The sequence below is a fragment of the Pseudomonas khorasanensis genome (genome assembly GCF_014268505.2).
In the GTDB taxonomy this organism is placed as follows: domain Bacteria; phylum Pseudomonadota; class Gammaproteobacteria; order Pseudomonadales; family Pseudomonadaceae; genus Aquipseudomonas; species Aquipseudomonas khorasanensis.
In genome coordinates, this window is the sequence record NZ_JABWQP020000004.1 from 253830 (window position 1) to 274461 (window position 20632).

At 60.9% G+C, this 20632-nt stretch carries 21 protein-coding genes and 1 pseudogene; 8 read left to right on the plus strand and 14 right to left on the minus strand.

Translation table 11 applies throughout. From position 1 onward, the window contains the following. Positions 1-33 precede the first annotated feature (33 nt). Entirely contained in the window at positions 34-972 is a 939-nt protein-coding gene (locus tag HU727_RS12655; RefSeq protein WP_186531656.1) for a LysR substrate-binding domain-containing protein, read from the minus strand. A 122-nt stretch (positions 973-1094) separates the two neighbouring features. Between HU727_RS12655 and HU727_RS12660 the strand changes: the two genes are divergently transcribed. From HU727_RS12660 to HU727_RS12670, 3 genes and pseudogenes are all read left to right on the plus strand, one after another. Continuing rightward, positions 1095-1733 carry an FMN-dependent NADH-azoreductase gene (locus tag HU727_RS12660; RefSeq protein ID WP_186531654.1) on the plus strand — a complete coding sequence of 213 codons (639 nt, stop codon included), beginning with the start codon at positions 1095-1097 and terminating at the stop codon, positions 1731-1733. Positions 1734-1737: 4 nt separating this feature from the next. Further along, positions 1738-1833, plus strand: a pseudogene (locus HU727_RS12665) (QacE family quaternary ammonium compound efflux SMR transporter); the annotation flags it as partial. A 107-nt stretch (positions 1834-1940) separates the two neighbouring features. Then, the gene (locus HU727_RS12670) at positions 1941-2819 is read left to right on the plus strand and encodes an esterase/lipase family protein (RefSeq protein ID WP_186531652.1); all 879 of its coding nucleotides are present in this window, start codon (positions 1941-1943) and stop codon (positions 2817-2819) included. A 117-nt stretch (positions 2820-2936) separates the two neighbouring features. On the opposite strand, the gene HU727_RS12675 is transcribed toward HU727_RS12670, so the two are convergent. Beyond that, entirely contained in the window at positions 2937-3824 is an 888-nt protein-coding gene (locus tag HU727_RS12675) for a DMT family transporter (RefSeq protein ID WP_186531651.1), read from the minus strand. Positions 3825-4009: 185 nt separating this feature from the next. Here HU727_RS12675 and HU727_RS12680 point away from each other — a divergent pair, with 185 nt between their 5' ends. Both HU727_RS12680 and HU727_RS12685 read left to right on the plus strand, forming a co-directional pair. Beyond that, complete coding sequence (locus HU727_RS12680; protein ID WP_186531650.1) at positions 4010-4315, plus strand: PsiF family protein; 306 nt, start codon at positions 4010-4012, stop codon at positions 4313-4315. A gap of 205 nt (positions 4316-4520) precedes the next feature. Beyond that, on the plus strand, positions 4521-5534 hold the full coding sequence (locus HU727_RS12685; RefSeq protein WP_186531649.1) for an AI-2E family transporter: 1014 nt from the start codon (positions 4521-4523) through the stop codon (positions 5532-5534). Between the two features lie 201 nt (positions 5535-5735). Here the strand turns inward: HU727_RS12685 and HU727_RS12690 are convergent, their stop codons facing one another. Continuing rightward, on the minus strand, positions 5736-7004 hold the full coding sequence (locus tag HU727_RS12690) for an Hsp70 family protein (RefSeq protein WP_186531648.1): 1269 nt from the start codon (positions 7002-7004) through the stop codon (positions 5736-5738). 290 nt (positions 7005-7294) lie between these two features. Here HU727_RS12690 and HU727_RS12695 point away from each other — a divergent pair, with 290 nt between their 5' ends. The 3 genes from HU727_RS12695 to HU727_RS12705 all read left to right on the plus strand — a co-directional run bounded on the left by HU727_RS12695 (position 7295) and on the right by HU727_RS12705 (position 10152). Then, positions 7295-8239, plus strand: coding sequence for a DnaJ C-terminal domain-containing protein (locus tag HU727_RS12695; RefSeq protein WP_186531647.1), 945 nt, complete (start codon positions 7295-7297; stop codon positions 8237-8239). A 23-nt stretch (positions 8240-8262) separates the two neighbouring features. After that, positions 8263-8568 carry a chaperone modulator CbpM gene (locus tag HU727_RS12700; RefSeq protein WP_186531645.1) on the plus strand — a complete coding sequence of 102 codons (306 nt, stop codon included), beginning with the start codon at positions 8263-8265 and terminating at the stop codon, positions 8566-8568. 189 nt (positions 8569-8757) lie between these two features. Beyond that, positions 8758-10152 carry an SET domain-containing protein gene (locus HU727_RS12705; RefSeq protein WP_186531644.1) on the plus strand — a complete coding sequence of 465 codons (1395 nt, stop codon included), beginning with the start codon at positions 8758-8760 and terminating at the stop codon, positions 10150-10152. A 60-nt stretch (positions 10153-10212) separates the two neighbouring features. On the opposite strand, the gene ureC is transcribed toward HU727_RS12705, so the two are convergent. The 11 genes from ureC to urtA form a co-directional block, all read right to left on the minus strand. Then, on the minus strand, positions 10213-11913 hold the full coding sequence (gene ureC / locus HU727_RS12710; protein WP_186531643.1) for an urease subunit alpha: 1701 nt from the start codon (positions 11911-11913) through the stop codon (positions 10213-10215). A 139-nt stretch (positions 11914-12052) separates the two neighbouring features. Beyond that, positions 12053-12358 (minus strand): urease subunit beta, encoded by a 306-nt coding sequence (locus HU727_RS12715; RefSeq protein ID WP_186531642.1) that lies wholly within the window; start codon positions 12356-12358, stop codon positions 12053-12055. Then, positions 12355-12891, minus strand: a complete 537-nt coding sequence (locus HU727_RS12720; RefSeq protein WP_186531637.1) for a GNAT family N-acetyltransferase — start codon at positions 12889-12891, stop codon at positions 12355-12357. The genes HU727_RS12715 and HU727_RS12720 overlap by 4 nt, the downstream gene beginning before the upstream one ends. A 4-nt stretch (positions 12892-12895) precedes the next feature. After that, a complete protein-coding gene (locus tag HU727_RS12725; RefSeq protein ID WP_186531636.1) occupies positions 12896-13429 on the minus strand; it encodes a GNAT family N-acetyltransferase in 534 nt (177 codons plus the stop codon). Positions 13430-13437: 8 nt separating this feature from the next. Then, complete coding sequence (ureA, locus tag HU727_RS12730) at positions 13438-13740, minus strand: urease subunit gamma (RefSeq protein WP_033055605.1); 303 nt, start codon at positions 13738-13740, stop codon at positions 13438-13440. Positions 13741-13895: 155 nt separating this feature from the next. After that, entirely contained in the window at positions 13896-14735 is an 840-nt protein-coding gene (locus tag HU727_RS12735) for an urease accessory protein UreD (RefSeq protein ID WP_186531635.1), read from the minus strand. 43 nt (positions 14736-14778) lie between these two features. Beyond that, positions 14779-15477, minus strand: coding sequence for an urea ABC transporter ATP-binding subunit UrtE (gene urtE, locus HU727_RS12740; protein WP_186531634.1), 699 nt, complete (start codon positions 15475-15477; stop codon positions 14779-14781). A gap of 145 nt (positions 15478-15622) precedes the next feature. Beyond that, a complete protein-coding gene (gene urtD / locus HU727_RS12745) occupies positions 15623-16492 on the minus strand; it encodes an urea ABC transporter ATP-binding protein UrtD (protein ID WP_016771888.1) in 870 nt (289 codons plus the stop codon). Continuing rightward, a complete protein-coding gene (gene urtC, locus HU727_RS12750) occupies positions 16489-17568 on the minus strand; it encodes an urea ABC transporter permease subunit UrtC (RefSeq protein WP_186531632.1) in 1080 nt (359 codons plus the stop codon). The genes urtD and urtC overlap by 4 nt, the downstream gene beginning before the upstream one ends. After that, positions 17568-19070: an urea ABC transporter permease subunit UrtB gene (gene urtB, locus HU727_RS12755; protein ID WP_186531630.1), complete on the minus strand. Its 1503-nt coding sequence runs from the start codon at positions 19068-19070 to the stop codon at positions 17568-17570. Before urtB ends, urtC begins: the two co-directional genes overlap by 1 nt. A gap of 229 nt (positions 19071-19299) precedes the next feature. Beyond that, positions 19300-20565, minus strand: coding sequence for an urea ABC transporter substrate-binding protein (urtA, locus tag HU727_RS12760; protein ID WP_186531628.1), 1266 nt, complete (start codon positions 20563-20565; stop codon positions 19300-19302). Positions 20566-20632: the final 67 nt, after the last annotated feature.

The window sequence follows — 20632 nt, forward strand, 5'->3', positions numbered from 1 at the left end:
TGAGTCACGCGCGCAGCGAAAAGTTTTATCGTCTTACCCCGGATTTGCTGCACATGCCGCCGAAGGTTGCGACCGCGGTGTCAGCCCGGACAACAGCGCTTCGTCCTGCAACCACTGAAAAAACGCACGCACCGGCGGATGCCGCTCGCGCCCGGGAACGCAGAGCGCGCTGTAACCGGCGCCGTCGACCTGTACCTCGCTCTTGTAGGGCACCAGCACGCCGCTGGCGACGCTTTGCGACACCAGAATATTGCTCGCCAGCACCAGTCCCTGGCCGGCGATGGCGGCTTGCAACGCGTAATGCTCTTCGTCGTATTCGCGACTGACCGGTTGCTGATCGAGCCAGCCTTCGCCGGCCTTGGTGCACCACGCCTCCCAGCCGTGGGCGTACAGCTTGGAATTGTGCCAGCGCACACTGATCAGTGTCGGCACGCGCCGGGCGGCCAGCGCCACCTGCTCGGGCGAGCCGTAAACCCCGAAGGATTCGTCGAACAGGCATAGCCCATACAGGTTCGGGTAGTCGTCGAGGCTGTAGCGCAGCACCAGATCGACGCTGGCGTCCTGATGCAGATCGATGACTTCGCAGTGCGTATCGAGGCGTACGTTGATACTTGGGTGGCGTGCATAAAACCGCCCCAGGCGCGGCACCAGCCACAGCGCGGCGAACGCTGCTGTGGTCGAGATCGTCAGCGTAGTTGCGTTGCGCTGAGGACGCAGGGTGTCGACGCTTTGCGCGACTTCTAGCAACGCGCCATGCACGCTGCGAAACAAACGCTCGCCGCCCTCGGTCAGGCGCACCTGGCGCGGCAGGCGTTCAAACAAGGCAACGCCGAGCCAGTCTTCCAGCGAACGGATCTGATGCGAAATCGCCGTAGGCGTCACCGCCAGTTCTTCAGCAGCTGCCTTGAAACTCAGCAAGCGTGAAGCGGATTCAAACGCACGCAGGGCGGTCAGCGGCAGCGAGGCGAACATTGAAATTCTCCATGGATGAAATCAATTCATCCCGAATGATTTTTTATCGTTTGAGGACAGCCAGTTGCGAGCTCCATGCTGAAGGCCTCAGGTGGTTTTGATTCTAGTCGGGAGATTTACAGATGAGCAAAATTCTTGTGGTGCACGGTAGCCCGCGTGGCGACAGGTCGACTTCGCGGCGGCTGGCGGAAGGGTTTTTGAAAACCTGGCAGGGGCTTCATCCAGAGGCTCAGGTGACTCGCCGCGAAGTGGGGCGGGCGCTGATTCCTGCGGTCAACGAGGCATTCGTGGCGGCGGCGTTTTATCCAGAGCCCGCAGCGCGACCGCTGCCGATGCAGGCGGACCTGGCCTTCAGCGATCAACTGGTCGACGAGTTGTTCAATCACGATCGGCTGCTGATTTCCACGCCGATGTACAACTTCAGCGTGCCCAGCGGCCTCAAGGCCTGGGTCGATCAGATCGTGCGGCTGGGGCTGACCTTCGATCACACGCTGGACAACGGCGTTGCGCAATACACCCCCTTGTTGCAGGGCAAGAAAGCGCTGATCGTCACCAGTCGCGGCGGTTTCGGCTTCGGGCCGGGCGGTGAGTTGCAAGCGCTGAACCACGCCGATCCATGGCTGCGCACCGCGCTGGGTTTTGTCGGCATCAACGACGTTGCGGTGGTTGCGGCCGAGGGCGAGGAATCCGCCGAGCGCACCTTTGCGGTGTCGGTGGCAGAAGCCGAGCAGCACCTGCTTGAACTGGCCCGGGTGTTTTGAGCCGATCCGTTCGCTGGGTACGGTGTTTCTTGGTTTTGCATTGCTGGGCGAGAGCCTGACGCTGGTCAAACTGGTTTCGGTGGGGCTGATTGTGGCGGGGGGGTGGGGCTGCGCCAATCGGCTCTTTGATTTGTCATCGTCAGGGCGGATGCTTGGCGGGCGTCTTGCACGTCAGGCATTCCCTCACCGACCACAAGGATGTAGCCCATGTCGACACGTTATCCGCTGGTGCTGGTGCCGGGCATGCTTGGGTTTGTCCGGTTGCTGCTGTATCCGTATTGGTTCGGCGTAATCAAGGCGCTGCGCCGCAGTGGTGCGACGGTGATCGCGGTGCAGGTCTCGCCGCTCAATTCCACCGAGGTACGCGGCGAGCAGTTGTTGGCGCGGATCGATGAGATCCTGCGTGAGACGGGCGCGACAAGGGTCAATGTGCTCGGCCACAGCCAGGGAGCGCTGACGGCGCGTTATGCGGCGGCGAAGCGCCCGGATCTTATCGCCTCGGTGACGTCGGTGGCCGGCCCCAATCACGGTTCCGAGCTTGCCGATCATCTTGAAAAGCATTATCCCGCCGCCAGTGCCAAGGGGCGCCTGCTTGAAGCACTGCTGCGTTTGGTGGGTTGGCTGATGGCGCTAATGGACACCGGTTATCACGGCCCGAAACTGCCGGTGGATATCCACGCCTCCCATCAATCGCTGACCACGGCGGGTGTGGCGCTGTTCAACCAGCGTTATCCACAGGGCCTGCCCGACACCTGGGGCGGGCAGGGGCCGGAAGAGGTCAACGGCGTGCGCTATTACTCGTGGTCGGGGACGCTGCAGCCGGGCAAGACTGATCGTGGAGGCAATCTGTTTGACGGGACGAATCGCAGTTGTCGGTTGTTCGCGAGAACCTTCGTTCGCGAGCGCGGGCAGTGCGACGGTATGGTCGGCCGTTACAGCTCGCATTTGGGGACAGTGATTGGCGATGACTATCCGCTCGATCATTTCGACATCGTCAACCAGTCGCTGGGGCTGGTCGGCAAGGGAGCTGATCCGGTGCGGTTGTTTGTCGAGCATGCGGCGCGGCTGGCGGCGGCCGGGCTTTGATCTGCTTTTGTGGCGAGGGAGCTTGCTCCCGCTGGACTGCGCAGCAGGCCCTGGCTTTCGAAAAAAGGGGGCGCTTCGCGTCCCAGCGGGAGCAAGCTCCCTCGCCACAAGGATGAGTCAGACGATACTGATTTTGCGGCCCAACACCGTGGTCCAGCGCTCAGACAAAACCACCCCGCCCAAGGTCAGCAAACCACCGATCAGGTGATACATCGCCAGTTGTTCTTTAAGCACCACCGCCGCAATCAATGCCGTAATCAACGGCAGCAAATTGAAGAACAACGTCGTGCGGCTCGGCCCCAGCCGCTGCACAGCCTTCATCCATGCCAGCGGCGCGACCATCGAGGCGAGCAGGCACGCGTAAAGCACCAACGGAATGTTCTGCAGGTTCAGACCGGTTTTCGGCGAAACAGCGTACAGCGGAAACAACACCACAATCGCCACCAGCACCTGCAAATACAACAACACCAGCGGCGGCAGACGCAGTTGCCACTTTTTCAGCAGGGTGCTGTAAACCGCATAGGCCAGCGTCGCGATCAGCATCATCGCGTCACCCAGGTTGACCCCGTGTTGCAGCAGCGCACCGAGGCTGCCGGACGACACCACCACCAGCACACCGGTGAACGACAACACGGCGCCGACCAGCGCGCCGGCAGTCAGGCGCTGGCCGAGGCTGATGATCGCCATGGCCAGCGACATCAATGGCATCAGCGACAGAATGATGCCCATGTTGGTTGCTGTGGTAAGCGTCGCGGCGAAGTAGGCGAGGCTTTGATACACCGCCATGCCAAGGACGCCGAGAATGAATATCCGCCCCAGGTTCGGACGTATCTGCGGCCAGTGCGCGATGACTTTACTGAGCATGAATGGCGTGAACAGCAGACCTGCCAGCAACCAACGGTAGAAACCGATCTCGGCCGGAAAAATCGCACCGACCGCCAGTTTGTTGATCACGGTGTTGCCGGCCCAGATGAAAATCGCCAGCAGAGGAAACGCGTATTGCATGAGTTAAAACCAGTACGTAGATGAAGCGTGATTATCCCTTGTTCACGCTCCGCGCAGGAAATCGACTTCGATCTCGGCTACAGCAGCGGCTCGGCGTTCACCTGGAGGGCAGGAAGGTGTAACAGGATTTGGCTACACTGCGACAGAGGCCGCATCCATCGGTGCGGCAACAAGGAGAAAACGCCATGAAGATGCTGCGTGTGCCGTTGTTGATGATGGGCCTGCTTTTGTGTTCCCAGGGTTTCGCCGCCACGGCGCAACAGAACAAGATGACCACCTGCAATGCCGATGCGACCGCCAAGAGCCTGAAGGGCGACGAGCGCAAAGCCTTTATGAGTACGTGCCTGAAAGCGACACCGGCGGCCAATGACGGCAAAGTCCTGACACCGCAGCAGCAGAAAATGACCACCTGCAACGCCGATGCGAAAACCCAGGCGCTGACCGGGGACGCGCGCAAGGCGTTCATGAGCGAGTGCCTGAAGAAGAAATAATCGTCCAAAATCTTGTTGTGAGCGTGCCGGCCTCTTCGCGAGCAGGCTCGCTCCCACATTGGAATGCGTCTCCCCTGTGGGAGCGAGCCTGCTCGCGGTAGCGCCCGTGGGCGCACCGTCAATCTCAAGCCCCGCATATCCCTAGTGCTAACCCCGGATCGCTGGCAGACTGCCCATCCTTTTACGCCGTTCGTTTTGAGGCTGTATGCCAACGTTTTCTGAGCGTCATGTTGTGTTCTGGGTCAGTTGCATCATCATCTTCGGCGGTTTGCTGCTGGTGCTGCCGCTGCGCTTGTTGCCGAGCCTGCTGGCCGGGTTGCTGGTGTTCGAGCTGGTCAACATGCTGACCCCGCAACTGCAGCGGCTGATCGAAGGTCGGCGCGCCCGCTGGCTGGCGGTGGCATTGCTCGGCACGCTGGTGGTGAGCGTGCTGGCGTTAATATTTGCCGGGGCCATCAGTTTCCTGTTGCATGAAGCGGAAAACCCTGGCGCCTCGCTCGATAAATTCATGGGGGTGGTCGACCGCGCGCGCGGGCAATTGCCGCCGTTCATCGATGCCTATCTGCCCGCCAGCGCCGCCGAATTTCGGGTAGCCATCGGTCAGTGGATGAGCAAGCACTTGTCCGACCTGCAACTGGTCGGCAAGGATGCCGCGCACATGTTCGTCACCTTGCTGATCGGCATGGTGCTCGGCGCGATCATCGCCCTGCAGCGCATCCCCGACGTCACCAAGCGCAAGCCACTGGCTGCCGCCCTGTTCGATCGCCTGCACCTGCTGGTGCAGGCGTTTCGCAATATCGTCTTCGCGCAAATCAAGATTTCCCTGCTCAACACCCTCTTCACCGGGATTTTCCTGGCGGTGATCCTGCCGATGTTTGGCATCAAGCTGCCGCTGACCAAAACCCTGATCGTGCTGACCTTCCTGCTCGGCCTGCTGCCGGTGATTGGCAACCTGATGTCGAATACACTGATCACCATCGTCGGCTTGTCGCTGTCGATCTGGGTGGCGATCGCTGCACTGGGCTACCTGATCGTTATCCACAAGCTCGAGTATTTCCTCAACGCGCGGATTGTCGGCGGGCAGATCAGTGCCAAGTCCTGGGAGTTGCTGCTGGCGATGCTGGTGTTCGAAGCCGCGTTCGGCCTGCCGGGGGTGGTGGCGGGGCCGATTTATTACGCGTACCTGAAGAGCGAATTGAAGCTGGGCGGGATGGTGTAGTCCCGATCGTTCCCACGCTCTGCGTGGGAATGCATTCCGTGACGCTCCGCGTCACAGCCTCGACAGGGGACGCGGAGCGTCCATGGCGGCATTCCCACGCGGAGCGTGGGAACGATCATCGAAAGCAGCTTCGAGCTGCAAGTAAAAAGCAGAAGCGAGAGCTGCAGTGGCTCTTGCTTTTGCTCTAGCTTGCAGCTGCCCCTAAACGCCATAGCGTTTCATGGCCTCAATCGCCAGGCCGCTACCAATACTGCCGAAGATGTTCCCTTCAACATGCCGTGCATTCGGCAGCATCGCCGAAACGCTGTTGCGCAGCGCCGGGATGCCGCTCGAACCGCCGGTGAAGAACACCGTGTCGACTTGATCGACTGCAACACCGGCGTCGTTCAGCAACTGCGTGACACTGCCGCGCACCCGCGTCAGCAGCGCATCGATCGCTGATTCGAACAATACGCGCGTGAGCTCGACGCTCAGCCCGGCCTCGATGCGGTCCAGCGGCACGTGGCGGCTGTCGGTGTGGGTCAGGTGGATCTTGGTTTCTTCGACTTCCATCGCCAGCCAGTGCCCGGCGCGCTGTTCGATCAGCTTGAACAGGCGATCGATGCCGCCGGTGTCTTCGATGTCGTAGCGCATGCTGCCCAGCGCCAGCGTGGTTTTCTGCGAGTACACCGAGTTGATCGTGTGCCAGGTCGCCAGGTTCATGTGGTGACTGGTCGGCATGTACGCGCCGCTTTTCATTCGGCTGCCGTAGCCGAACAGCGGCATCACGCCTTGCAGGCTCAACTGTTTATCGAAATCGGTCCCGCCGATGTGCACGCCGCCGGTGGCGAGGATGTCGTCATGGCGGTTATCCACAGCGCGACGCTCGGGCGACAGGCGTACCAGGGAAAAGTCCGATGTACCGCCGCCGATGTCGACGATCAGCACCAGCTCTTCTTTTTCGATGGTCGACTCGTAGTCGAACGCCGCTGCAATCGGCTCGTACTGGAAAGACACTTCCTTGAAGCCGATTTTGCGTGCTACCTCGACCAACGTGTCTTCGGCCTCCTGGTCCGCCAGCGGATCGTCATCGACAAAAAAAACCGGACGGCCCAACACGACTTCTTCGAATTCCCGACCGGCGGTGGCTTCGGCGCGGCTCTTGAGCTGGCCGATGAACAGCCCGAGCAAGTCCTTGAACGGCATCGCCGTACCGAGAACGCTGGTGTCGTGCTTGATCAGCTTGGAACCGAGCAGGCTCTTGAGCGAACGCATCAGGCGGCCTTCGTAGCCTTCGAGGTACTCGTGCAGCGCGAGGCGGCCGTACACCGGGCGGCGCTCCTCGATGTTGAAGAAGACCACCGACGGCAGGGTGATCTTGTCGTCTTCCAGCGCGATCATGGTATCCATGCCGGGGCGCAGCCAGCCGACGGTGGAGTTGGACGTGCCGAAGTCGATGCCGCAGGCACGGGCTGGAGAGGCGTCTTTCATGTCTTTCGGTTCCGGTCAAAAAACGGCCGCGCAGTGTATGTCAGCGCGCGGCAGATTCGAAGGCCGGTCATCTGCTATTTCACGGCGGACTGGCTTGAAAGTGGCGACTTTGCCCCAAACTTGCTGGCATGGGCCGGCAGACACACCGGCGGTTGCAAGAACCGCCGTCCACTGCCGATAAACTTCTGCGGCGCCACCCGGTCACAACCTTGAGATCGGTCAACCCGGCACGCGCGAATTGGCGCACGCTGGCATCGGCGCGAAATCGATAACGGATGGTGATTCCTTCAATGGACTTCAAAGACTATTACAAGATACTCGGCGTGGAGCCGACAGCAGACGACAAGGCGATCAAGGCGGCCTATCGCAAGCTGGCGCGCAAATACCACCCCGATGTCAGCAAGGAAAAAGACGCCGAGGCCAAATTCAAGGACGCCTCGGAAGCTTATGAAGCGCTGAAAAGCGCCGACAAGCGCGCCGAATACGACGAGCTGCGCCGTTACGGCCAGCACGGCCAGCCGTTCCAGGGGCCACCGGGCTGGCAGAGCCGTGGCGGCTTTGGTGGCGGCGGTGGCGACACAGGCGACTTCTCGGACTTTTTCAGTTCGATCTTCGGTAATCGCGGCCCCGGTTTCGGTGGCGCTGACGGCCGGCAATCACGCGGGCGAAGAGGGCAAGACGTGGAAATGGAACTGCCGGTCTTCCTTGAAGAAACGCTGTCGAACGAATCGAAAAAAGTCACCTTTCAGGTGCCGCAATACAACGCTCACGGCCAGCACGTCAGCAATACCAGCAAAAGCCTGAACGTGAAGATCCCGGCGGGCGTGGCCGATGGCGAGCGCATTCGTCTCAAAGGCCAGGGCGCACCGGGCGTCGGTGGCGGAGCGAATGGCGATCTGTACCTGACCATTCGTTTTGCGCCGCACCCCAAATTCGATGTTGAAGGCGAAAACCTGATCATCACTTTGCCGCTGGCCCCTTGGGAGTTGGCGCTGGGCACCGAAGTGGCCGTGCCGACCCTCACCGGCAAGATCAACCTGAAGGTTCCGGCCGGCAGCCAGAACGGCCAGCGCATGCGCGCCAAGGGGCACGGTTTGCTGAACAAGGCCGGCGAGCGCGGTTATCTGTTCGTGCAGCTCAAAGCCGTGATGCCTAAAGCGTCGGACGATGAGGTCAAGGCGCTGTGGCAGGAACTGGCGAAGAAAGCCGCCTTCAACCCGCGAGAGAACTTCTGAACCTGACCACGGAGTAGCCCGTCATGAGCAGCCCCCTGAGCGTTCAACTGGACCTGGCAGAATTCTGTGAGGCGGCCGATTTATCGGACGTCTACGTGATCGAAATCGTCGAGCACGGCATCCTCGAACCTCAGGGCGAGCAGCCCCGTGACTGGCGTTTCACCGATTACGAACTGACCCTGGCCAGACGCGCCGCCAAGCTGCGGCGCGATCTGGAGCTGGAGTGGGAGGGCGTGGCGCTGGCGCTGGATTTGCTGGAGGAGGTCCGCGAGCTGCGCGCCGAAAACCGTATGTTGCGCCAGCGGTTGGGGCGGTTGGTGGTTGAGTAGGCTGTCTGAGCGGGACAGTTCATTAGCCGTTTCGCTCACACAGGGTTTGTGTTTGCAGCTGTTTCCACCAGTGTTAAGCACGAGCACAGTCTGATAGTTTTCCGGGCCACAGGTCGGCAATGGATGCCGGCTGTCAAAGCGTCAGCCACGTCGGCCGGCGCTTTGCAAACTTAGCAAGGAAGCCTTTTCATGCCAGTCAGACCGCCGCCCAAGCCCGGCACAGTCGATGTACGTCCCCCCTCTCGCACGCCAGTTGATTCAACTCCGCAGGGTGCCGAAACGCTGCGTCTCACGCCCGATTCGGTCATTACCGAAACCGCGGCACAGGCGAGACAATCCGGCAGTGGCGTGGTGGCAAGCGAAGGAGCCGCCGCTACACGCAACGTACAGGTTCATCAATCGCCCTCCATCTCAACTCGGATATCGACGGCTGAAGCGACATCGCTGCAGCGCTACCTGATTCCGTCGACGGTCGCGTTACCAGGCGCCGATGCTCAGGGATTTCGCGCATTCAAGGGACGTCATTACGTCGACCTGCAGGATGGCGGCACCGTGCTGATCGGTGTCGATGCCGAAACGGGTCTGCACCGGACCAGACTGGCCAGCGAGGCGCGAGCGTCCGGCCCCGCACTAGCGTTCGATCCGCTGAACAATCACTGGTATCCGCTACAGGATTTCACCGCGTCTGCGGACGGTTCCGCACTCATGCCACGAAAAAGCCGCAGGGTGAGCCGGCAGAGTGATGATGAATTCGGGTCAGCACTTGAAGAGCTGCTCGATGATGGCGCAGACGAGACGTTTTATCTGGCCTCCGAATCAATGCCGATCAAACCCTACACGGCAGAAGAACTGAGCGCGATGCGTAGCGAAGCGCGCTATTCGTTCCTGGCCAATCAATTGGGCACTTACAACCGCGCCAACAATGGCAAGTACCCACTCAGAGACACCGCTGGCAGGCCGATTCGCATCAGAAAACTGCAAACCAGAATGCGTTTCGAGAACGGCGACGTCTACACCTCCGAGCAAATCAAACCCTACATCAAGTTTGAAGGGTACGAGGATGTTGCGCGGCTGTATGAGGAAAAGCTGCAGTGGCGAGTGTTCACCGAAGCCGATGTCAAAGTCCCCGGGGAGCGGGCATTGATCGGTCAGTCCATGGTGGTAGCCAACCGGCGTATTGCCAAAGGCGAGGCGCTGGGTGTTTACGGTGGCGCCATAACGCCGACACGCTTTGTCCAGCCTCACGAGCAGACCTTCGCCATGCTGGCAGGGGTGCGTTTGCAGTATGGCCCCGGAGAGTTTATCCCCGATCCGCTGGCGATACTGGGTGACACCATCATGTCGCGGATCAATTCCAACTTTGAATATGACGCGACGGGAAAACCAGTCCGTCAGGCGAAGGAGGGGTACAACATCGAACTCGTTCCGTTCGATGTCGAGGCGCAACAATGGATAGGCAAACACCTGGTGACCAAGGACTTTATTCTCAACGCCGTGTTCGCCACCCGGGACATTGCTGCGGGAACCGAGCTGCGTCTGGATTACAACTACAGCGAACAGCAGGTGTCGTGGGCTTTTCCTTGATCAAACGATGACTGCTGCTGAATACGGACCCGCGCATCCGTATTCAGCCCGTGGCGGTTTTCAGAACAAAAAATACCGCTGCGCCATCGGCAGTGTTTCTGCCGGTTCACACCACAACAACACGCCATCGGCCTTGACCTGATAGGTCTGCGGATCGACGTCGATGCTCGGCAGATAGTCGTTGTGAATCAGGTCGGTTTTCTGCACGTCACGGCAGCCTTTCACCACCGCAATCTTTTTCTTCAGCCCCAACGCTTCGGGCAATCCGGCCTCCTGCGCCGCCTGACTGATAAACGTCAGGCTGGTGGCATGCAACGAGCCGCCGTAGCTGGCGAACATCGGCCGATAGTGCACGGGTTGCGGCGTTGGAATCGAGGCGTTGGCGTCGCCCATCAGACTGGCTGCGATCGCGCCGCCCTTGAGGATCAGCGTCGGTTTCACGCCGAAAAACGCCGGGCGCCACAAAACCAGATCCGCCCATTTGCCCACCTCTACCGAGCCCACTTCATGGCTGATGCCATGGGTGATCGCCGGGTTGATCGTGTACTTGGCGATGTAGCGCTTGGCGCGGAAGTTGTCGTTGCCTTCGCCATCCTGAGGCAGCGGGCCGCGCTGTTTTTTCATTTTGTCGGCGGTCTGCCAGGTGCGCGTGATCACTTCGCCGACACGGCCCATGGCCTGGCTATCGGAGCTGATCATTGAAAAAGCGCCCAGGTCATGAAGGATGTCTTCGGCGGCAATCGTCTCGCGGCGGATGCGGCTTTCAGCGAAGGCGACGTCTTCGGCGATGCTCGGATCGAGATGGTGGCAGACCATCAACATGTCGAGGTGTTCGTCGATGGTGTTACGGGTGAACGGCCGGGTCGGGTTGGTCGAACTTGGCAGCACGTTGGGGAAGCCGCAAGCCTTGATGATGTCCGGCGCATGACCGCCACCGGCACCTTCGGTGTGATAGGTGTGGATGGTGCGGCCCTTGAACGCGCCGAGGGTGGTTTCGACGAACCCGGATTCGTTAAGGGTGTCGGTATGGATCGCCACCTGTACGTCGAACTGATCGGCGACGGTCAGGCAATTGTCGATGCTCGCCGGGGTGGTGCCCCAGTCCTCATGCAGCTTCAAGCCAATCGCCCCGGCCTTGACCTGCTCGATCAGCGGCTCCGGCAGGCTGGCGTTGCCCTTGCCGGTGAGGCCGATGTTCATCGGGAAGGCATCCGCCGCCTGGAGCATGCGCGCCAGGTGCCACGGGCCGGATGTGCAGGTCGTGGCGTTGGTGCCGGTGGCCGGGCCGGTGCCGCCGCCGATCATGGTGGTGACGCCGCTCATCAGCGCCTCTTCGATCTGCTGCGGGCAGATGAAGTGGATGTGCGTGTCGATGCCGCCGGCCGTCAGAATCATGCCCTCGCCGGCGATCACTTCGGTACCGGCACCGATGGCGATGGTCACGTTTGGCTGCACGTCTGGATTGCCCGCTTTGCCGATGGCGGCGATGCGCCCGTCCTTCAGGCCGATGTCCGCTTTGACGATGCCCCAGTGATCGATGATCAGCGCGTTGGTGATCAACGTGTCGACGACTTCGGCCGCCAGCAACTGGCTTTGGCCCTGACCGTCACGGATGACTTTACCGCCACCGAACTTCACTTCCTCGCCATAGGTGGTGAAGTCTTTTTCGACTTCGATCCACAGCTCGGTATCGGCCAGGCGCACCTTGTCGCCGACGGTGGGGCCGAACATGTCGGCGTAGGCTTGTCTGGAAATCTTCATGTGCTTGCCTTGGGATTCAATTGGTTCTGAAATCGCTCGCATTACTCGCTTTCGCGAGCGGGCTCGCTCCCACATTTGATCGCGTTCTCATGTGGGAGCGAGCCTGCTCGCGAAGGGGCCAGAGCGGGCACCTTGTTATTTACAGATCACCCATGATTCGTCCGGCAAAGCCGAATACCCGCCGATGCCCGGCGTAGTCCACCAGCTCGACTTCGCGGCTCTGCCCTGGCTCGAAACGCACCGCGGTGCCGGCCGGGATGTTCAAACGCATGCCACGACTGGCCGTGCGGTCAAAAACCAGCGCGTCGTTGGTTTCGAAAAAGTGATAGTGCGAACCGACCTGGATCGGGCGGTCGCCGCTGTTGGCGACTTTCATGCTGATGGTGCGGCGACCGACGTTGAGCTCGATGTCACCGGGCTGGATCTGATACTCACCAGGAATCATCGCTGGGCTCCTTGCAGGATTTTGTAATAGAGGGCTGTCGGTCGATAGGTGCCGTTCGGATCGCAGGCGTAATCGGGAATTTCGCCGGCGCGGGTGTAGCCCAAGGCCTGGTAAAAAGCTTCCGCCGGCGAGCCGGCTTCGGTGTCGAGGTAGAGCAGGCCGCGTTTTTGGGTGGGCGCTTCGAGTTCCAGAGCAGTCATCAATTGCTGGCCGAGGCCACGCCTGCGGGCGTGTTCGCGCACCAACAGTTTCTGCACTTCGGCGCGGTTAAGGCCGTTGGGCTTCTGGCACAGGCCCAACTGCACGCTAGCCAGCACCTGCTCGTCCTTGACCACCACCCAAAGCAGCACGCTGCCCTTGTTGACGTTGTCCTGCACCTCGTCGAAATAAGCGCGCGCCTGTGCGGCATCAAGGTCGGCCTTGAAACCGACGCTGGCACCGTAACCGACGGCATCGAGCAACAGATCGATCAGGCCCTGACGATAATGGGCAAAGCTTTCAGCGTTGACGCGGCGCAACTGGGCGGCGTTCATCGAGTCACTCCTTGTGGGCGCCCGGCGGTTGCGCGCCAGGGTTGAGGGTCAGTTGCATGAACGTCAGGTCGAGCCAGCGGCCAAACTTTGTGCCGACCTGCGGCATCTGCCCGGTGATGACGAAACCGGCGCGCTCGTGCAGACGAATCGAGGCCGCATTGCCGCTTTCGATGGCGGCGACCATCACGTGTTTGCCGCAGGCTCTGGCGCGCTCGATCAGCGCGCTCATCAGTTGCGGGCCAAGGCCGTTGCCGCGTTGGTCGCTGCGCACATACACCGAATGCTCGACGGTGTGGCGGAAACCATCGAAGGGCCGCCAGTCGCCGAACGAGGCGTAACCGAGCACCGCGTCTGCACTGTCGACAATCACCAGGATCGGATACGCCTGTAGCTGACGTGCGGCGAACCACGCCTGGCGGTTGCCGAGGTCGACGGCTTGTTCGTTCCAGATCGCCGTGGTGTTGAGCACGGCGTCGTTGTAGATATCGCGAATCGCTGCGAGGTCGGCGTCAGTCGCATCGCGGATGCTGTAAGTCATGGGCGGCCTCAGGCGATCGGTTGGTGGACGGTGACCAGTTTGGTGCCGTCGGGGAACGTCGCTTCGACCTGGATCTCCGGGATCATTTCCGGGATGCCTTCCATCACTTGCTCGCGACTGAGCAAGGTGGTGCCGAAGTGCATCAGCTCGGCCACGGTCCGCCCGTCACGGGCGCCTTCGAGCAGCGCGGCGGAAATGTAGGCCATCGCTTCCGGGTAATTGAGTTTCACGCCGCGCGCCAATCGCCGCTCGGCGACGAGGCCGGCGGTGAAAATCAGTAGCTTGTCTTTTTCGCGTGGGGTCAGGTCCATTGTCGGTTCCATCAGGGCAGATTGAAAAATTGTCTGATCGCGCAAATCCCCTGTGGGAGCGAGCCTGCTCGCGAATACGGTTTCATATTCAGCGCATGTGTTGGCTGACATGACGCTTTCGCGAGCAGGCTCGCTCCCACAGTTGGAAATGCATTTCAGGTATTCCAGATTCGGGGTGACAGGGCTTCTCGACCGAGCAGGGCGGGCCGCAGCAAACGCCACAAATCGATCAGCCAGGCCCGAGCCAGCAGCGCTTCGCCAGCCAGACAACGGGCCACCAGCAGCCCAGGCAATTGCGTCAGATCCCCGCGCACTTCATGGGCCAGTGAACGACAGCGTTCCAGCAACTCGGCATCAATTTCACCGGTCACCAGCATCGTCGCAAACACCGGTTGGCCATCCAGCCCGATCGGTGAGTCGAGCAAACCGTCAGCGCCGACAATGCGCTGCCGTTCGTGCCAGAGCAACCGGCCATCGCGACGAATGTCCAGCTGCGCCTGAAAATGCCCGAGGTCGAAACGCTCGCCGCTGGCCGGCCGACCCAACGCCACCACATCCCAGTAGAACAGCCGCGCATCGCCTTGCAGATCAATCGTTGTCTTGAGTTCCGCCTGCGCGGCGCTGTAGACAATGGTTTCCTGCGGCAGCCACTCCAGCGTCGCGCCGGGCGCCACTTTCAGGTCGAGGGTCTGGTAGGCAGGCCCGACGGCGCGGTACCACTTGGCGGCGCCGGGGCTGGTGATCTGCGCCCAGGCGTTGTGTTCGACGCGGGCGCTGATGTCCAGGCGATCACCGCCGGCAATCCCGCCCGGCGGGTGAACGATGATGTGCTGACAGACCTCGGGGCCTTCGGCGTACAGATGCTTTTGCACCCGCAACGGGCCGAGGTGGCGACGCATGACCGGGCGCGTACTGTCGCCGAAACGCGCGTAGGCCAATTCCAGCTCGGCGTGCCAGCTCGGGGTAAACAGGGCAGTGGGAACGGGTAAATTCATGTCTTCTGATTATCGTCTGGAGGCTACAGATTAGATCGTGCTGTCAGATGGTGACGAGCCCGCGCACGCCCTCGGCTTCCATGTTTTTCCCGCGACCCTGCTGGACGATCTCGCCACGGGACATCACCAGGTATTGATCCGCCAGCTCTGCCGCGAAGTCGTAGAACTGCTCCACCAGCAGAATCGCCATGTCGCCTCGTGCGGCCAGCTGTTTGATCACCGCGCCGATCTCCTTGATCACCGACGGTTGAATGCCTTCGGTGGGTTCGTCGAGGATCAGCAGGCGCGGGCGGCTGGCCAGGGCGCGACCAATTGCCAACTGCTGTTGCTGACCACCGGACAAATCGCCACCGCGCCGTTGCTTCATTTGTAACAGCACCGGGAACAATTCGTAGATGAAATCTGGAACTTCCTTTGCTTCACTGCCGGGAAATCGCGACAGGCCCATCAGCAGATTCTCTTCCACCGTCAGTCGCCCGAAGATCTCCCGACCCTGCGGCACATAGGCGATGCCAGCGTGTACGCGCTGGTGAGGCTTGAGCGCGGTGATCGGTTTGCCTTCCCAGTTCACCGCGCCTTCCCTGGCCGGCAGCAGGCCCATCAGGCATTTGAGCAAAGTGGTCTTGCCCACGCCGTTACGGCCCAGCAGGCAGGTGACTTCGCCGACCTTCACGTCAAAGCTCAGGCCTCGCAGGATGTGGCTACCGCCGTAATATTGGTGAAGTTTGTCGACTTGCAGCATGTTCACGTCTCCCACTGATCGTTCCCACGCTCTGCGTGGGAATGCCGCCATGGACGCTCTGCGTCCGCCGTTATGTGACGCAGAGCGTCACGGGATGCATTCCCACGCAGAGCGGGGGAACGATCTGAACTTGAAGCGGGCCGATTCAACGCCCCAGATAAACCTCAATCACGCGCTCGTTTTCCTGCACCTGTTCCAGCGAACCTTCGGCCAGAACACTGCCCTGATGCAGCACGGTGACGTGGTCGGCGATCGAGCCGACAAAACCCATGTCATGCTCGACCACCATCAGCGAATGCTTGCCGGCCAGCGACTTGAACAGCTCGGCGGTAAACTCGGTTTCGGCATCGGTCATGCCCGCCACCGGTTCATCGAGCAACAACAATTGCGGGTCCTGCATAAGCAACATGCCGATTTCCAGAAACTGCTTCTGCCCGTGGGAAAGCAGCCCGGCCTGACGATTGACCGAGGTGGTCAGGCGAATCGTCTCCAGCACTTCGCTGATGCGATCCTTTTGCTCGCCGCTCAAGCGCGCACGCAAACTGGCCCACACTGACTTGTCGGTCTTCTGCGCCAGTTCAAGGTTTTCGAACACGCTGAGCGCTTCGAACACCGTGGGCTTCTGGAATTTGCGGCCGATGCCGGACTGGGCAATCTGCACTTCGCTCATCTGCGTGAGGTCGAGGGTTTCGCCGAACCACGCCTTGCCATGGCTGGGGCGGGTCTTGCCGGTGATCACGTCCATCAGCGTGGTTTTACCCGCGCCGTTGGGGCCGATAATGCAGCGCAGCTCACCGACGCCGATGTACAGGTTCAGATTGTTCAGCGCGCGAAAGCCGTCAAAACTGACGCTGATGTCTTCCAGGGTCAGGATCGTGCCATGGCGGGTATCGAGGCCCGGGCCGACCCGCTGGCCGAGGCCGATCGAATCGCGGCTGGTGCCTTCGTCCTTGTTCGGCTCGACGGGGAAAAAGGCTGGCTCCAGCATGAATTCAGCGCTCGCCGTGACTCTCATGATTCACCTCGTTTCTTCAGCAGACCGATCACGCCTTTGGGCAGGTACAGCGTCACGATGATGAACAGTGCGCCGAGGAAGAACAGCCAGTATTCCGGGAACGCCACGGTGAACCAGCTCTTCATGCCGTTGACGACCCCGGCGCCCAGCAGCGGCCCGATCAACGTTCCGCGACCGCCAAGGGCAACCCAGACCGCAGCCTCGATCGAATTGGTCGGCGACATTTCGCTGGGGTTGATGATGCCTACCTGCGGCACATACAGCGCACCGGCCAGGCCACACAGCACCGCGCTCAACACCCAGACGAACAGCTTGAAACCGCGCGGGTCGTAGCCGCAGAACATCAAGCGGTTTTCCGCATCACGCAACGCCGTCAACACCCGCCCGAATTTGCTTTGTGCTAATCGCCAGCCTATGAACAGACTCGCCACCAGCAACAACACAGTGGCTAAAAACAACACCGCGCGCGTGCCCGGTTCGGTGATGCCAAAACCCAGAATCGTGCGGAAATTGGTGAAGCCGTTGTTGCCGCCAAACCCGGTCTCATTGCGGAAAAACAGGAGCATGCCGGCGAAGGTCAGTGCCTGGGTCATGATCGAGAAGTACACGCCCTTGATCCGCGAGCGGAACGCAAAGAAACCGAACACCAGCGCCAGCAAACCCGGCGCCAGCACCACCAGGCACATCGCCCAGAGGAAACTGCTGGTGCCAGTCCAGTACCACGGCAATTCGGTCCACGACAAAAAGGTCATGAACGCCGGCAAGCCATCGCCAGCCGCCTGGCGCATCAGGTACATGCCCATCGCATAGCCGCCGAGGGCGAAGAACAGACCGTGGCCCAGCGACAGCAACCCGGCGTAGCCCCAGACCAGATCCAGCGCCAGGGCAACGATGGCGTAGCAGAGGATTTTGCCGATCAGTGTCAGGGTGTAAGCAGAGACGTGCAGCGCATTGTCCGGCGGCAACAGTGAAAGCAGCGGTAGCGCAACCAGCAAGGCCAGAATCACCACGCCGACCAGAACGGTCACTTTCGGCCCGGCCTTTTGTGTCGCTGTAAGCATCAGAGGCTGGTTCATCAGTCGATCACCCGTCCTTTCAGTGCGAAGAGGCCTTGCGGACGTTTCTGGATGAACAGAATGATCAGCGCGAGGATGAGGATCTTGCCGAGCACCGCACCGATCTGCGGTTCGAGAATCTTGTTGGCGATGCCCAGCCCGAAGGCTGCCAGCACGCTACCGGCCAACTGGCCGACGCCACCGAGCACCACCACCAGGAACGAATCGATGATGTAGCTCTGGCCGAGGTCCGGGCCGACATTGCCGATCTGGCTCAGCGCCACGCCACCGAGGCCGGCGATGCCCGAGCCGAGACCGAAGGCGAGCATGTCGACACGCCCGGTCGGCACGCCACAGCAGGCGGCCATGTTGCGGTTCTGAGTGACGGCGCGAACGTTCAGACCCAGGCGGGTTTTGTTCAGCAGCAGCCAGGTCAGCACTACTACGAACAGCGCGAAAGCGATGATCACGATGCGGTTGTATGGCAGCACCAGATTCGGCAACACCTGAATGCCGCCGGACAGCCAGGCCGGGTTGGCCACTTCAACGTTCTGCGCGCCGAACAACAGACGGACAAGCTGAATCAGCATCAGGCTGATGCCCCACGTGGCGAGCAGGGTTTCCAGCGGCCGGCCGTACAGGTGGCGAATCACGGTTCGCTCCAGCGCCATGCCGATCGCGGCGGTGACAAAAAACGCTACTGGCAAAGCGATCAACGGATAGAACTCGATGGCCTGCGGTGCGTAGCGCTGGAGCATCAGCTGCACGATGTACGTCGAGTAGGCGCCGAGCATCAGCATTTCGCCGTGCGCCATGTTGATCACCCCGAGCAGGCCGAAAGTGATCGCCAGACCGAGGGCGGCGAGCAGCAGGATCGAGCCCAGCGACATACCGCTGAACGCCTGGCCCAGCACTTCGCCGATCAGCAGTTTGCGCTTGACCTGAGCGAGGCTGGTTTGCGCCGCTGTGAGTACGCCGGCATCGCTTTCTACCCCCGGTTCGAGCAGATTTTCGAGCCGTGTGCGTGCCAGCGGATCGCCGGTTTCACCGAGCAGACGCACTGCAGCGAGGCGCACTGCCGGGTCAGTGTCGACCAGCTGCAGATTGGCCAGAGCAAGGCTCAGCGCGGCATGAACACTTTCGTCTTTTTCGCCTGCCAGTTGCTGGTCGAGGAATTTCAGCTGCGCGGGTTTCGCGCTTTTCTGCAATTGCTGCGCGGCGCCCTGACGAGTTTTGGCGTCGGCGGCGAGCAATTGGTGGCTGGCCATAGCGGTGTCGATCAGACCGCGCAGGCGATTGTTCAGGCGCAGGGTTTTCGGTTGGCCGTCTATGGTCAACTCGCCTTGTTGCAGCGCGTTGATCAGTTCGACACGGGCCGGATCGGGCTGCGCGGCCCAGGCTTCGAGCAGTTTGGCCTGTTGCATCGGATTGACCGCGACGAAGTGTTCGGCATCGCCGGCGTGGGCCAGCATTGGCAACAACAGTGCGATGGCGAGAAGCAAGCGGTGTATGGCAGTGGGCATTAGTGGTGTCCTGTTCAACCGCCCCCTCACCCTAACCCTCTCCCGGAGGGAGAGGGGACTGACCGAGGTGTCTGGACGATGTGCTGCGACCTGCGAATTCGAGTCGAGCTCAGGCTTTGAAGAGCATGAAGATCGGCTCCCTTTCCCCCTCTCCCTGAGGGAGAGGGCTGGGCGGGCGGCGTTCCGATGAGGGGGAAGTCTCATGCCCGCCTCAAAAACTGAATTCGCCTCAGTTGCTCTTCACCGCATAATCCGGCTTCTTGTCGTTGCCCTGAATGAACGGGCTCCACGGTTGCGCGCGGATCGGGCCTTCGGTCTGCCACACCACGTTGAACTGACCGTCTGCCTGGATCTCGCCGATCATCACTGGCTTGTGCAGGTGATGATTGGTCTTGTCCATGGTCAGGGTGTAGCCCGACGGCGCGGCGAAGGTCTGGCCGGCCAGGGCTTCGCGGACTTTGTCGACGTCGGTGGATTTGGCTTTTTCCACCGCTTGCGCCCACATGTGGATGCCGACGTAAGTGGCTTCCATCGGGTCGTTGGTCACCGCTTTGTCGGCACCCGGCAGGTTGTGTTTCTTCGCGTAGGCTTTCCAGTCAGCGACGAATTTCTTGTTCGCAGGATTGTCGACCGACTCGAAGTAGTTCCACGCCGCGAGGTTGCCCACCAGAGGTTTTGTGTCGATGCCGCGCAGCTCTTCTTCACCGACCGAGAACGCCACCACCGGCACGTCGGTGGCTTTCAGACCCTGGTTGGCCAGCTCTTTATAGAACGGCACGTTGGAGTCGCCATTGACCGTCGAGATCACCGCCGTCTTGCCACCGGCAGAGAACTTTTTGATGTTGGCGACGATGGTCTGGTAATCGCTGTGACCGAACGGCGTGTAGACCTCTTCGATGTCCTTGTCAGCCACGCCTTTGGAATGCAGGAACGAACGCAGAATCTTGTTGGTGGTGCGCGGGTAGACGTAGTCGGTGCCGAGCAGGAAGTAGCGCTTGGCGCTGCCGCCTTCTTCGCTCATCAGGTATTCAACCGCCGGGATCGCTTGCTGGTTCGGCGCGGCGCCGGTGTAGAACACGTTCGGCGACATCTCCTCGCCTTCGTATTGCACAGGGTAGAACAGCAAGCCGTTGAGCTCTTCGAATACCGGCAACACCGATTTGCGCGACACCGAAGTCCAGCAGCCGAACACCACCGCGACCTTGTCCTGCGTCAGCAACTGGCGGCCCTTTTCGGCAAACAGCGGCCAGTTCGAAGCCGGGTCGACCACCACCGGCTCGAGCATTTTGCCGTTTACGCCACCCTTGGCGTTGATTTCGTCGATGGTCATCAGCGCCATGTCTTTGAGCGACGTTTCGGAGATCGCCATGGTCCCGGACAACGAATGCAGAATCCCGACCTTGATGGTCTCGGCCGCCTGGACAGTCCAGGTCATGCCCATCGCGGCAATGCTTGCCGATAGTGTGAAAGCCTTGATCAAACTGCGACGCTTCATTGTGCGATCCCCTGAACGTTTGGAGTTTTTCTGGTTGGCAGATGCGGACGACTGAAGGGTGTTTTGC